This is a genomic window from Corynebacterium sp. CCUG 51687 (assembly GCF_024453995.1).
In the GTDB taxonomy this organism is placed as follows: Bacteria; Actinomycetota; Actinomycetes; order Mycobacteriales; family Mycobacteriaceae; genus Corynebacterium; species Corynebacterium pseudogenitalium.
The window spans coordinates 25,794-38,542 of record NZ_JAGPYT010000005.1; the positions used below are offsets into that span (position 1 = coordinate 25,794).

At 62.6% G+C, this 12,749-nt stretch carries 11 protein-coding genes; 4 read left to right on the plus strand and 7 right to left on the minus strand.

Going from position 1 to position 12,749, the window contains the following annotated elements:
• Positions 1-67: 67 nt before the first annotated feature.
• On the plus strand, positions 68-1,168 hold the full coding sequence (locus KBX13_RS06400) for a hypothetical protein (RefSeq protein ID WP_256021290.1): 1,101 nt from the start codon (positions 68-70) through the stop codon (positions 1,166-1,168).
• Here KBX13_RS06400 and KBX13_RS06405 read toward each other — a convergent pair.
• Complete coding sequence (locus KBX13_RS06405; protein WP_256021292.1) at positions 1,125-1,967, minus strand: carbon-nitrogen hydrolase family protein; 843 nt, start codon at positions 1,965-1,967, stop codon at positions 1,125-1,127. The genes KBX13_RS06400 and KBX13_RS06405 overlap by 44 nt on opposite strands.
• Positions 1,968-2,056: 89 nt before the next feature.
• On the opposite strand from KBX13_RS06405, the gene KBX13_RS06410 reads away from it, so the two are divergent.
• The 3 genes from KBX13_RS06410 to KBX13_RS06420 are packed head-to-tail and all read left to right on the plus strand — an operon-like array spanning position 2,057 to position 5,290.
• Positions 2,057-2,302: a hypothetical protein gene (locus KBX13_RS06410; RefSeq protein ID WP_256021294.1), complete on the plus strand. Its 246-nt coding sequence runs from the start codon at positions 2,057-2,059 to the stop codon at positions 2,300-2,302.
• Complete coding sequence (locus tag KBX13_RS06415; RefSeq protein WP_256021296.1) at positions 2,295-3,479, plus strand: alpha/beta hydrolase; 1,185 nt, start codon at positions 2,295-2,297, stop codon at positions 3,477-3,479. The genes KBX13_RS06410 and KBX13_RS06415 overlap by 8 nt, the downstream gene beginning before the upstream one ends.
• 47 nt (positions 3,480-3,526) lie before the next feature.
• Positions 3,527-5,290 (plus strand): pyruvate dehydrogenase, encoded by a 1,764-nt coding sequence (locus tag KBX13_RS06420; RefSeq protein ID WP_070361814.1) that lies wholly within the window; start codon positions 3,527-3,529, stop codon positions 5,288-5,290.
• A gap of 699 nt (positions 5,291-5,989) precedes the next feature.
• On the opposite strand, the gene KBX13_RS06425 is transcribed toward KBX13_RS06420, so the two are convergent.
• The 6 genes from KBX13_RS06425 to dnaK all read right to left on the minus strand — a co-directional run bounded on the left by KBX13_RS06425 (position 5,990) and on the right by dnaK (position 12,732).
• A complete protein-coding gene (locus KBX13_RS06425; RefSeq protein ID WP_084028531.1) occupies positions 5,990-6,910 on the minus strand; it encodes a nucleotidyl transferase AbiEii/AbiGii toxin family protein in 921 nt (306 codons plus the stop codon).
• Complete coding sequence (locus KBX13_RS06430; RefSeq protein ID WP_305086036.1) at positions 6,907-7,854, minus strand: type IV toxin-antitoxin system AbiEi family antitoxin domain-containing protein; 948 nt, start codon at positions 7,852-7,854, stop codon at positions 6,907-6,909. Before KBX13_RS06430 ends, KBX13_RS06425 begins: the two co-directional genes overlap by 4 nt.
• A 726-nt stretch (positions 7,855-8,580) precedes the next feature.
• A complete protein-coding gene (locus KBX13_RS06435; RefSeq protein WP_070361811.1) occupies positions 8,581-8,979 on the minus strand; it encodes a heat shock protein transcriptional repressor HspR in 399 nt (132 codons plus the stop codon).
• A 2-nt stretch (positions 8,980-8,981) separates the two neighbouring features.
• The gene (gene dnaJ / locus KBX13_RS06440; protein WP_256021300.1) at positions 8,982-10,187 is read right to left on the minus strand and encodes a molecular chaperone DnaJ; all 1,206 of its coding nucleotides are present in this window, start codon (positions 10,185-10,187) and stop codon (positions 8,982-8,984) included.
• Positions 10,188-10,290: 103 nt separating this feature from the next.
• Positions 10,291-10,872: a nucleotide exchange factor GrpE gene (gene grpE, locus KBX13_RS06445; protein ID WP_256021302.1), complete on the minus strand. Its 582-nt coding sequence runs from the start codon at positions 10,870-10,872 to the stop codon at positions 10,291-10,293.
• 30 nt (positions 10,873-10,902) lie between these two features.
• On the minus strand, positions 10,903-12,732 hold the full coding sequence (gene dnaK / locus KBX13_RS06450) for a molecular chaperone DnaK (RefSeq protein ID WP_256021304.1): 1,830 nt from the start codon (positions 12,730-12,732) through the stop codon (positions 10,903-10,905).
• Between the last annotated feature and the right edge of the window lie 17 nt (positions 12,733-12,749).

The following is a 12,749-nucleotide window of genomic DNA, read 5'->3' on the forward strand; positions in this document are numbered from 1 at the left end:
CTCTCTAATTGTTTCCCTGCTCACACTAGTCCACCTCACCGAGGCTGAGAAACAGTACCCTGGCCCTATGAGAAAGTTTGCCCCCGTCGCGGATGGCCCGAATGCGGCCGCATTGCAGGTGCTCGCGGAGCAGGATTCCGAGGTGCGCGCCACGCTGTTTGCGCGGATTGTGGAGCAGTATCCGCAGGCAGCGATGGTCTTCCCGGAAAGTGCCACGGAGGTGCCCCAAGTACTTGTCGACGCCACTTCGTTCACCCTCGCCGCCACCCAGGAGTCCGAGGCAGCGGGGGCAGCAATCCCTGAGGCAACCCTTACCCCGCTGCGCGAGTGGGCGTTGGATCTGCGGCGCACTGGGTTTCCGGCGTCGGAGTTTCCGGCGGTGGCGGAGATCGTTGGTGGGGTTGTGGGCGTCGATACGCAGGTGTTGGTGCGGGCGGCGCGGGAGATGGAGCGGGTGTCGCGGGAGGCTGACGAGGCCGGGATGGCCGCGGCGTCGGTGGCGCAGGTGACGTCGGTTGTACAGGACGGGTCGGCGTGGGTCGTGCGGGCGGAGGCTTCCGCGGCGGTGGGCTATGCGGCGGGGCAGGCGCTGCCGGTGATGCGAGCGGGCAACCAGGGCGTGTGGTGGGCGTTGGCCCCGGCGGTGCCGCCGAACCGCTTTGGGCAACTGGAGTTCCACCTCGACGGGCCGGATGTGGAGGTCGGCGACTACCTGACGTTGGGGGCCGCGCGAGGCCCTGCGGTGCGGGCGAACCGGCCGAAGATGCTGCTCGTGGCGGTGGGGACCGGTTGGGCGGCTGCGAAGTCGGTGGTGTTCGGGCTCATCGAGGAACGCATCCGCCCCGAGGTTCACCTGGTGCTGTGCGAGGACAACGCGGACGATTTTTACGACACCCACACCATCAACTCGCTCGCAGATTCACAGCCGTGGCTGCAGGTTACGCGCGTCGCGCCGACCCCGGGCGAGTTTGGGGAGAGCTCCGCGAAGGCCATTTGGGTGCCGGGGCCGGCGTTCGTGTCGGCGCCGGGCACGTGGTGGGACCACCAGATCGTGCTGTGTGGCAAGGGCGCCGAGGTTGCGGAGTACCGCGAGGCCCTCGAGGCCGCGGGGGCTCGTGGGATCCTTACATGCGCGACTGACGCAGCGGTCCAGTTTCCGACAGCCTAATAAGAGGTACGTCCTCCTGCACGGCCGCGACCTGCGCGATGTCGATATCGGCGTCGAGGAGCTCAGGGCCGTAGCCGGCCTCCACGATCCTGTGCCCGTCCGGCGCCACAACAGTGGAGAACCCGATGCCGGTCGGGCCGGACTTCTCGCCGGCCTCGGTCTCGTGGTTCGGGCGGGACTGCCCGGCCGCCGCGATGAACGCGCCGGAGTCGAGGGCGCGGGCGCGCGTCAATAAGCGCCACTCCTCAAGCTTGCCTGGGCCGTCCGCCCAGCTCGTGGGCACCACGATGACGTGCGCACCCATCGCCGCCAGCTCCTTGAACTGCTCCGGGAAGCGGATGTCGAAGCAGGTGGCGACGCCGATGGTGGCGTCGCCGTGCCGGAACGTGAGCAGGGTATCGCCGGCCTTGACGGTGCGGGATTCGTGGTAGCTGTGGGCGTCGTAAAGGTGCACCTTGTCATAGGTGAGGATGCGTGGGGTGTCGCTGTGGCCGTCGAGAATGAGGGCGGTGTTGTAGACGCGGTTGATGCTGCCGACGGTGTCCGCCGGGCGGAACGAGCCCGCGACGATGGTCACGCCCAGCTCCTTGGCCAGCGAAAACAGCCCCTGCGTGAACGGCCCGTCGGTGTCCTCGGCCTGGTAGTCGAGGCGACCCGCCCCGAACGCGTGCGAGGCGGCTTCCGGCAGCACGATGAGCGTCGCGCCCCGGCGCGCGGCCTCCCTGACCTGGGGTTCTATGCGCGAAAGGTTGCGCATTTTATCAGGTCCGCTGGTGAATTGTGCCAATGCGATACGCATGTGGATAACTTTAGCGAATCTGAAATTTTATCCACAGGGTTTCGGGGTTTTTCCTTGCCCTGTTTCGGTGGGTTTTCGAGGATGGGTGCATGCATCTCTCAACGACTATCCCGTCCCTCGCCCGCTCCCACCGCGTCGCCCGCACGTCGCTCCCCCGCGCTGAGCTGCGCGACAGCGCCAGCGCCGCCGCGTTACGCTCGCTGGGCGATCGCGCCCAATCGCTTCTCGACGCCTCCACCACCGCCCTCAACACGCACTTAGAATCCATCGCCTCATTTGCGGACGACTGCATCCACTGCGACACCCGACTTGCGGAGGCGTTGCGCCATGTCTGACGCCTACCGGCCTGCCCTGGATGCCGGGCAGCTGATGGTCGCCGCGGGCGTGCTGGAGGGTGCCGTGGCCGAGTTCCGCGCGCGTTCCCAGACGTGCCACGTTGCCAGGTCCGACCTGGTAGGGGCGGGTTTTCACGGGCCCGCACCTGCCGCTGCCCTGCAGCGCCTCCAGCGTGTCGACGCCACCTTCGCCCACCCCGCCGACGACCTCACCCAGGCCGCCAAGGTGCTGCGCCGCTACGCCACCTGGCAGGCGCGCCTCGACGCGATGGCGCGCTCCCTGCGCGGCAGCCCCGTCTACGCGCTGGCCGTGCAGGTGCTGAACGGGGTTTCGCGGACCTTCGACACGCTGTGCGCCGCCGAGCTCGAGGCCCTCTGCAAGGCGCACGAGCGGGAGCTGGAGGCGGCGCGCGGGCATGTGCCGCTCATCGCGCGCCACGGCGTAGACCTTGGTCAGGTACACCGGACAAACCTGGCCGCGCTCGACCCGGCACGCCGCGAGCTCGTTGAGTCCGCGGGCGCGACCGTGCTCGAGGCCGGGCCCGTGTCGGCGACACTGGCGGTCGGTGACGTGGTGGACCCGGCGCGTGTGATCACGATGGTCGCCGGCGTGTCCACCGGCCGGCCCGAGGGTTTGGGCGGTGAGCTTGCGCGTGCGCAGTTCCTCGCCGAGCGCACCGGCGCGACCGTGATCCTCTGGCAGGGCTACGACCCGCCACCCAACGTGGTCAACGGGCTGGACCCCGGCCCGGCGCGCCGCGGCGCCGACGACCTCTCCGCCTTCCAACTCGCGCTCACCGACCGTTTCCCCAACGCCCACCGGGTGGTCCTCGCCCACAGTTACGGCACGCGTGTGGCCACCGAGGCCGCCGTCCACCACGGCCTGCTTACCGACCAGCTCTGGCTCGTCGGCAGCGCCGGCGTCGCCGGTAGCCACGTGAGCGACCTACGACTGGCAGGGCCAGGCTCGCGGGTGGTCGCCGTGGATTCTCCCCACGATCCGATCCTGTGGACCAGGTCCGGTCCGCAGGCGGTGCTGGGGGCGTCGCCAACTGATCCCGCCTACGGCGCGCGCGTCCTACCTGGGGTGACGGGCGGTCATAGCGCCTACTTCACAGACGAGGCCTTTGTGTCAGATCTCACACAATCTTTCGAGTTCCAGGAGGAACAAAGGTAACATGATAAGCGGTTAATTTATTCTTCAAATAAAAGGAGATTTTAGGAATGGCTCAGAACTTCGCCTCGGCATTCGTTGCCAAGCTGAAGGAGCTCGGCGTCAAGCGCATCTACGGCCTCGTCGGTGACTCCCTCAACCCGCTTTCCGACGCCGTCCGCACCCAAGGCATCGAATGGGTCCACGTGCGCAACGAGGAAGCCGCCGCATTCGCCGCCGGCTCCGACGCACTCGCAACCGACGAACTCGCAGTGTGCGGCGCATCCTGCGGCCCAGGCAACACCCACTTCGTCCAAGGACTCTTCGAGGCGCACCGCAACGGCGCAAAGGTCCTCGCGATCGCCTCGCACATCCCGTCCTTCCACATCGGTTCGTCCTTCTTCCAGGAAACCCACCCGGAAATGCTCTTCCAGGAGTGCTCCTCCTACTGCGAGATGGCAAACTCCGCCGACCAGGGCATGCGCGTCGTACACAACGCCATCCAGAACACCATGTCCGGCAACGGCGTATCGGTCGTCGTCGTCCCAGGTGACGTCTTCGCACAAGAAGTCACCGCCGACGCCCCAACCCTGTCCGGCAACTACGCCACCGGCGGCAACAAGCGCGTCTACCCAGACCCAGCCGAAGCCGCCCGCCTGGTCGAAGCCATCAACGAGGCAGACACCGTCACACTCTTCTGCGGCTACGGCGCCAAGGACGCCCGCGACGAAGTCTTCGCACTCGCCGAAAAGATCAAGGCACCAGTCGGCCACTCCTTCCGCGGCAAGATGTACATCGAGTACGACAACCCATACGACGTCGGCATGTCCGGCCTCCTCGGCTACGGCGCCTGCCACGAAGCCTCTGACAAGGCAGACCTCTTCATCATGGTCGGCACCGACTTCCCATACACCGACTGGCTGCCCAGCAAGAACGTCGCCCAGATCGACATCGACGGCGCCCACATCGGCCGCCGCACCAAGGTGCACTACCCCGTCATCGGCGACGTCAAGAGCGTCATCGAAAACATCCTCCCGCACATCGAGGAGAAGAAGGACCGCTCCTTCCTGGACGCAATGCTGAAGCGTCACGCTGAGCTGCTGGAGTCGGTCGTCGGCAAGTACACGACGGAAGCCCGCGAAGCCCGCACCCCAATCCACCCAGAGCTCGCCGCCTCCGTCCTCGACGAACTCGCCGACGAAGACGCCTACTTCACCGTCGACACCGGCATGTGCAACGTGTGGTCCTCCCGCTACCTCACCCCCAACGGCAAGCGCGACGAATCCGCATCCTTCCTGCACGGCACCATGGCCAACGCCCTCCCGCAGGCCATCGGCGTCCAAGCCGCATTCCCCGACCGCCAGGTCATCTCCTGGTCCGGCGACGGCGGCCTCGGCATGCTGCTCGGCGAACTGCTCACCGTCAAGCTGCACAACCTGCCAGTGAAGACCATCGTGTTCAATAACTCCTCACTCGGCATGGTCAAACTCGAAATGCTCGTCCAAGGCTTCCCCGAGCACGAAACCGACCACGACGGCGTCAACTACGCCAACATCGCCGAAGGCGTCGGCATCAAGTCCTTCCGCATCGAAGACCCCGCCGACCTGCGCCCGAAGCTCAAGGAGGCCCTCGCCTACGACGGCCCCGTCCTCGTCGACATCGTCACCGACCCGGACGCCCTGTCCATGCCACCAAACATCACCTGGGACATGATGAAGGGCTTCACCGCCGCCGCAACCAAAACCGTCCTTGACGGTGGCGTCGGCCGCATGATCGACCTGGCACGCTCCAACCTCCGCCACATCGGCGGCGCAGCGTCGATCACGTTCAAGTAATGATGCGCTAGGTTTTGCGGCTTTGTGGCCTCGGGCTTTTGTCCGGGGCCACTTTGTGTTTTGGGGGTTGCCGGCCTCGCCCGCGCCGACCAGCACTTGCGTTTCCCCAGGTCGCGTCGTCTGTCTACGAAGAACGTTCCCCCAAGCCTTGTATCTTCGCACCAGATTCCGGGTTTTCAGCGAGCGGATTTACAAACACCCAGGTCGGACAAACCCCCGATGTAGGAATTTGGTGCGCACCCTCCCCTGCCTGGCGCCCTCAAACCATTCAAAGCGTGGGCTTTAAAGCGTGCGATGCAGGTCGCGCTTTCTCACCCAACCGGGCCGATTTTCGGCGACCAGCATCGCACTCCTTAAACACCTCGACACGAGCACTGCGAGCAAAATCCCGCAGCCCGACCGAACTCCAACGCCACTCGGCCACGAGGTGCACAAGCACTTACACCGCATAGTCGTAGATCTCGCCGAATGCAGAAGCCCGATGAGATTTATCAAAGCGGGACCAACCCAATCGTGGGATTCGGCTCCAAATACAAAACCATGCTCGGCCTTCTCGGTAACGTGGTAAAACTCGAGCGGGCAATCATCTGCGAACACCAGGCCAATGGGATCGCGAAAGCCAGCTCCCCGACGGCGAACAGGTGACTCAGGCGCGCGAGTGGGGTAAGTGAGAGGTCTGCACCAGCGACCTATATGTTGTCAGGATTCCCATGTCTGCTTCTGCGGATTCCATACCCCGGCCACGATTGACGCACTAAGAAGCGGGTTTAAGCACCCTCCGACGACGCCAAGTGCGGTTGCAAGATCGTGATACTCCGCAGGGAAATCAGCTGCTTGCCGCGCCTGCTTCGGATAGGCCTGGGACCACTGCGGACCAGGACTAATCATCTCCTTTGGAAGATCAAGACCGCGGTGGGTGGCTTCCTTTGTCATGAGTGTTTGCAAGAGCTTCGCATCGATGGATTGGCTGGTCACAATCCGGACCAAGTCGATGAGATCGTGGTACCGCGTTGATGGTTCTGCCCCGTGCAATTCGTAGCAGGCGCATAGTTTGTCGGCAGCAACGTTTTCAACCGGAACCATTCGGATAACTGCACCGGATGGAAGCCCCTCGTACTCAATGACCGGATTGATCGTCACAGAGTCAATCGGGGCGTCGAGATGCTGCTGCGTAGATATATCCACGCTGAAGGATACGACCTGCTGCGCCCCGATCCTGAGAATGACTTTGAATGATCCTCTGGTCCGGTCCATCGGGTCCTGATTATCCCTTGCCGGCTCTTGTAACTCGAAAGTGAAATCGGGATCTGTCGGGCCAGGCTCATCAACTAGCACCTGCAGCTCTCGGAGCGCTTCTGCAGGAGGGACTTGCTCCCGGCGCGCTAAGTCGATGTCGCGACTGCGTCGACCAGACCCGATCCGTAAGAGAAGGCTCGTCCCTCCTTTGAGGACCCACACACAGTCATCATGAGCAAATAATCGGGTCAGGAACATATCGAAAGCGAACTGGTGTTGGATATTCTCCACTGTCACTGACTGTCGGCGGGCTTCGTTACGAAGCTTCGCCAAGAGTTGCGTCCGCTTGCGAACAATACGGCTGACTGGTGATACCGCACTCATGATTCACCACCATCAGCAGAGTCTGACGCAGGGTGATGTTTCTTAAACAAAGCATTCACTGGAGCCTGGATCGCTTCCAACGTGGCGTGATCTAGTTTCCAGTCTTTCGAACGGAGGGTTTGCTGCGACGCGCCCTGCATCAACGTCGCTTCCTGCCCCGCGGTCGCATGCTTTCTCGATAACAACTCATCCGACAGTTGGCGCATCAGTGCTGACGCTACTGCTTCTCCAACGTCCTCCATCATGTTGGCCCAACCATCAGGGGTCGATTTCCTACCGTAGGCCCTAGCTTCTGTTGCGCTGTCATGCTCAGGGAAGCGTCGCAAAGATTCCGCCACCATCTCATCGCCCGAGCTACTGCCGTAGGAACCAGCATAGGGATCAACTACCCGCGCAACCTCCGAGGGGCTAAGACGCCGTTCGTGAATTCCGTCCGCAATTACGTGGTAAAGCTGGTCCCCATCAAGGCGATCTTTCGCCAGGTCGCGGATCGTACGCGCCACGGTCGTCACTGGAAGGCCACAAACTATCATCCAGTCCTCATCCTGAAGATCAGCAGTGCGATGAGACATGTCAGTCGCGGATGATTGCTTCCGTTTCGAGGACGTAAAAGTATGCGTTGCCGGGGTGATATCACCCAATTCAAGCACGCTGGCAGCCGAGACATGGGAGACAACGATCGGGTTTTCTGCATGGAGACGTTCCTCAGCGAGAATCCCCGGCCTGGTCGACAACCATGCCGCCCGGATCTCCGTCAGTGAATCTTCCGCCACACTAGAAAGGATGTACACACCTCGACGGATACGACGTATGTAATCCCCCCGCGCCAATCGTGTCATCGTCGTGGTATCAATCCCCTCCCTTGCCGCTTGGGCAGAGGTAACCAATCCATGTTGCAGATAGGAATACGCTGCCAAGATAGTCTGAGCTTCAGAAAGCTTCATGTAGCAAACATATCAAATACAACACTAGGAAGCTATGTTTACTACAGTAAAGATGTAGCAAACATAACATTTACGGACATTCAGCGATATGAAGACCAGACCCTCTCCATCCCAGGCTTGCGCTACACATTCATCAGATCAAGCACTTCAACAACCCCTCAGTGTCCTCGCTTCTTGAGCACGACGCCCCCACGAGGCGACCCGCCTATCCACGACTCAACTGGGACTGCCAATCAATCAGCATCCTTGAAATAGTTCCCGCGCCCGGGAACCATTTGGCGTTTCAGGCCTGTTCCCGTCGACCAGCACTTGCGTTTCCCCAGGTCGCGTCGTCTGTCTACGAAGAACGTTCCCCCAAGCCTTGTATCTTCGCACCAGATTCCGGGTTTCCGGCGAGCGCGTTTGCAAAACCCAGGTCGCACAAACCCGATGTAGGAATTTGGTGCGCACCCTCCCCTGCCTGGCGTCCTCAAACCACTCAAAGCGTGGGCTTCAAAGCGTGCGATGCAGGTCGCGCTTTCTCACCCAACCGGGCCGATTTTCGACGACCAGCATCGCACTCCTTAAACACCTCGACACGAACGCGCAGAGGGCACACAAAGAACACAGAACACCAAACCCCAAGGTAAAAAAGAAAACAGCCCCGTCACGCACGATCTAGCTAATGCATGAGGCGGAGGCTGTGTTTATATCTCCATAATACAGATATTCTTGTCGAATCCAACCTTACCGCGCCCGGCGCCGCGACCTGGCGGAGGACGGCTCCCACGTCACCAGCGCGGTTGAGCGGGGAACGTGGACGAGCTCCCCGCCGCGCGGGCGTGATTCCAGGCGTTGTCGCAGTTGCGCGTTTTCTTCGCGTTTGGCCGCCAGTTCCTCTTGGAGCTCGTCGATGTGTTCGGTGAGCTCGATGATGGTTTTGATGCCGGCGAGGTTGACGCCGTCTTCCTGGGAGAGTTGTTGGATCCGGCGCAGCATGGAGATGTCGCGTCGGGAGTAGCGGCGTCCGCCGCCGCTGGTCCGCATCGGTGTGACCAGGCCGATGCGGTCGTAGGTGCGCAGGGTTTGGGCGTGCATGCCGGTGAGTTCGGCGGCGACGGAGATGACGTAGTACTCCTCAGCCATGGTTATGCACCTCCTGCCCACCCGGCGCGCGGGTCGAAGCCGGAGTCGCGTTCGGCTTGTTGGTAGGCGCGCAGTGCGCTGGTAGCGGCTGCGTCCAGGTCCTTGGGCACTGCGACTTCGACGGTGACCAGCAGGTCGCCGGCGTTGCCGGATTTGCGTGGCACGCCGCGCCCCTTGACTCGCAGGGTGCGCCCGTTGGGGGTGCCTGCGGGGACCTTCACGCGGACGTGTTTGTCCAGGGTGGGCACGGTGATGGTGCCGCCGAGGGCGAGTTCGCTGAAGGAGACGGGGACGGTGACTTCGAGGTCGTCGCCGGTGCGGGTGAACACTTTGTCGGGTCGGACGTGGACGGTGACGAAGAGGTCGCCGGCTGGTTTGCCGTTGGGTCCTGCTTCGCCTTGTCCAGCGAGGCGCACTTTTTGGCCGTCGACAACGCCGGCGGGGATGCGCACCGTGATGGTGCGGGAGCGCCGGACGGTGCCGGTGCCGTGGCACGTGGTGCACGGGTCCTTGATCACGTCGCCGGTGCCACCGCAGTTGGTGCAGGGGCGGGCCATGCCGAACGCGCCGGAGTTCTCGCGGACGTAGCCGGAGCCGTGGCACTGTTCGCACTGGGTGACGTGGCCGGATTTGGATCCGGAGCCGTGGCATGTGGTGCATGGGGCGTCGCCGGTGAGTTCGACGGGGAAGGTGGTGCCTTTGGCGGCTTCGCGGAAGTCGAGGGTTATTTCCGTCTCGACGTCCGCCCCCCGCGACGGCCGAGCGTTCCTGCCAGCAGCGCCGCCGCGGTTAAAGAGGCCACCGAAGAGATCACCAAGGCCGCCTTCTCCAGCTTGTCCAGCACCCCCGGCTCCTCCGAAGATGTCGGAGAGGTCGGAGAAGTTGAAGTCGCTCTGCCCCGTTTGGCGAAACCCTCCCGGAAAGCCGGGACCTCCTGCCCCTCCGAATCGGCCGCCGAAGCCGCCGGAGCTCATCATCGCTTTGAACTGGTCGTATTCTTTGCGTTTTTCTTCGTCGCCGACGACGTCGTACGCTTCTGCCACCTTCTTAAACTTCTCCTCGGCGGCTTTGTTGCCGGGGTTGGAGTCGGGGTGGTTTTCGCGTGCGAGCTTGCGGTATGCCTTCTTAATGTCAGCTGTGGACGCGTCTTTGGAGACGCCGAGGTCGCCGTAGTAGTCCTTGTTGGCCCACTCTTGTTGCATAGCCATCTCGCACCCTCCTTTCTCGGATGAATTTTGTTATTTCAAGTACAAAACCGGGGCGTGAAGGCCGCTTTTCGCGCACCTCACGCCCCGGCCCTGGGTTTTGTTGTTACTCGTTGTCTTCAGCAGGCTCTTCCGCAGGATCGGCGATGATGACCATTGCGTTTCGCACGAGTCGGTCGCCTACACGGTAGCCCTTGCGCAGCACGGTGCCGATGACCTTGTTGTCGCCGGAGGACAGGTCTTGGACTGCCTCGTGGGTTTCAGGGTCAAAGGCGTCGCCTTCTGCGCCGAAGGCTTCGACGCGTTGCGCGGTGGCCACGCCGCGGAGTTTGTCGGCGAAGGCTTTCAGTGGGCCTTCGTTTAAGTCTCCGTGTTGTTCGGCGAGGTCGAGGTCGTCGAGAAGCGGAAGCAGTTCGGTGGCAAAGGCTGCTTTCGCATGCTCGGCGATGGCTGCGCGTTCCCGCTCGGTGCGGCGCCGGTAGTTTGCGTACTCGGCGCTCACACGCTGCAGGTCTTCGGTCCGCTCAGCAAGCTGCTTTTCGACGTCATCCTGCTCGCCCTCGTCCGTTTCCGGTGCAGCGTCGGCGTCGACCTCAGCTTCGGGCTCGGCAGCTTCTGCTGCTACTGCCTCGGCTTCTTCGATCAGGTCTTCAACCTGCTCCGGTTTCGGAGTATTCGGGTTCGTCATGGTGACCTCCTTCTGCAGTGTTGCTGTTGTTTACTTGGTTTCGTCGGTGTCTTCGTCGACTACCTCGGCGTCGACAACGTTGTCGTCGGCTGCCTCGGCCTGGGTTGCGCCCTCGTTGGCCTGTGCCTCGTAGAGCACCTTGCCCAGCTCCTGCGACTCCGTGTTCAGCTTTTCGACGGCCGACTTCACCGCTTCAAGGTCATCTCCCTTGAGTGTTTCGTCGACGGCGTCGGCTGCCTCGGTGACGCGGGTCTTGAGGTCCTCCGGCAGCTTGTCGGCGTTGTCCTCCATGAACTTGCGCGTCTGGTACGCCGCGGACTCTGCACCGTTGCGGGTTTCCTGCTCCTCGCGGCGCTTCTTGTCCTCGTCGGCGTGTGCCTCGGCGTCCTTGATCATGCGGTCGATCTCCTCCTGGGACAGGCCGGAGCCGTCCTGGATCTTGATCGTGTTCTCCTTGCCGGTCGCCTTGTCCTTCGCGGAGACGGACACGATGCCGTTGGCGTCGATGTCGAAGGTGACCTCAATCTGCGGAACACCACGCGGTGCCGGAGCGATACCTGCCAGCTCGAAGGAGCCGAGCAGCTTGTTCGCGGAAGCCATCTCGCGCTCGCCCTGGAAGACCTGAATCTGCACGCTTGGCTGGTTGTCTTCAGCCGTGGTGAAAGTCTCGGAACGCTTCGTCGGGATGGTGGTGTTGCGCTCGATGAGCTTGGTCATCACGCCGCCCTTGGTCTCGATGCCGAGGGAGAGCGGGGTGACGTCGAGAAGCAGGACGTCCTTGACGTCGCCGCGCAGGACACCTGCCTGCAGCGCAGCGCCCAGAGCCACGACCTCGTCCGGGTTCACGGACTTGTTTGGCTCCTTGCCGCCGGTGAGCTCCTTGACCATGTCGGTCACGGCCGGCATACGGGTGGAACCACCGACCAGCACAACGTGGTCAATCTCGCCGACGGAGAGGCCAGCATCCTTGATGACCTGGTTGAACGGCGCCTTGGTGCGGTCCAGCAGGTCAGAGGTGATCTTCTGGAACTCGGTGCGCGTCAGCGTCTCGTCGAGGAACAGCGGGTTCTTCTCAGAGTCGACGGTGATGTACGGCAGGTTGATGGATGCCTGCTGGGAGGAAGACAGCTCAATCTTTGCCTTCTCAGCGGCCTCACGCAGACGCTGCATCGCCATCTTGTCCTTGGACAGGTCGACGCCCTGTGCGGACTTAAACTTATCGACGAGCCACTCAACAATGCGGTTGTCCCAGTCGTCGCCACCGAGCTCGTTATCGCCCGCGGTTGCCAGGACCTCTACGACGCCGTCGCCGATCTCCAGGAGGGAGACGTCGAAGGTACCGCCACCAAGGTCGAAGACCAGGATGGTCTGCTCCTTGTCAGCCTTCTCAAGGCCGTATGCCAGTGCAGCTGCCGTCGGCTCGTTGACGATACGCAGGACGTTCAGGCCCGCGATCTGGCCGGCTTCCTTCGTAGCCTGACGCTGTGCGTCCTCGAAGTAGGCCGGGACGGTAATGACGGCGTCGGTAACCTCGTCGCCGAGGTACGCCTCTGCGTCCCTCTTCAGCTTCTGCAGCGTACGTGCGGAAATCTCCTGCGGGGTGTACTTCTTGTCATCAATCTCGACGGTCCAGTCCTCGCCCATGTGGCGCTTGACGGAGCGGATCGTGCGGTCAACGTTGGTCACCGCCTGGTTCTTTGCGGACTGGCCAACCAGCACCTCGCCGTTCTTCGCAAATGCGACGACGGACGGGGTGGTGCGCGAACCCTCAGCGTTTGCGATAACTACCGGCTCTCCACCTTCAAGGACAGAGACAACCGAGTTCGTCGTACCAAGGTCAATACCTACTGCGCGTCCCATTTCTACATTTCCTCCTG

Bases quoted from the DNA above. Each gene is read 5' to 3' on its own strand.
- KBX13_RS06415 (WP_256021296.1), top strand. From the start codon at position 2,295: ATGTCTGACGCCTACCGGCCTGCCCTGGATGCCGGGCAGCTGATGGTC.
- KBX13_RS06405 (WP_256021292.1), bottom strand. From the start codon at position 1,967: ATGCGTATCGCATTGGCACAATTCACCAGCGGACCTGATAAAATGCGC.
- dnaK (WP_256021304.1), bottom strand. From the start codon at position 12,732: ATGGGACGCGCAGTAGGTATTGACCTTGGTACGACGAACTCGGTTGTC.
- KBX13_RS06410 (WP_256021294.1), top strand. From the start codon at position 2,057: ATGCATCTCTCAACGACTATCCCGTCCCTCGCCCGCTCCCACCGCGTC.
- grpE (WP_256021302.1), bottom strand. From the start codon at position 10,872: ATGACGAACCCGAATACTCCGAAACCGGAGCAGGTTGAAGACCTGATC.
- KBX13_RS06430 (WP_305086036.1), bottom strand. From the start codon at position 7,854: ATGAAGCTTTCTGAAGCTCAGACTATCTTGGCAGCGTATTCCTATCTG.
- KBX13_RS06435 (WP_070361811.1), bottom strand. From the start codon at position 8,979: ATGGCTGAGGAGTACTACGTCATCTCCGTCGCCGCCGAACTCACCGGC.
- KBX13_RS06425 (WP_084028531.1), bottom strand. From the start codon at position 6,910: ATGAGTGCGGTATCACCAGTCAGCCGTATTGTTCGCAAGCGGACGCAA.
- KBX13_RS06420 (WP_070361814.1), top strand. From the start codon at position 3,527: ATGGCTCAGAACTTCGCCTCGGCATTCGTTGCCAAGCTGAAGGAGCTC.
- KBX13_RS06400 (WP_256021290.1), top strand. From the start codon at position 68: ATGAGAAAGTTTGCCCCCGTCGCGGATGGCCCGAATGCGGCCGCATTG.
- dnaJ (WP_256021300.1), bottom strand. From the start codon at position 10,187: ATGGCTATGCAACAAGAGTGGGCCAACAAGGACTACTACGGCGACCTC.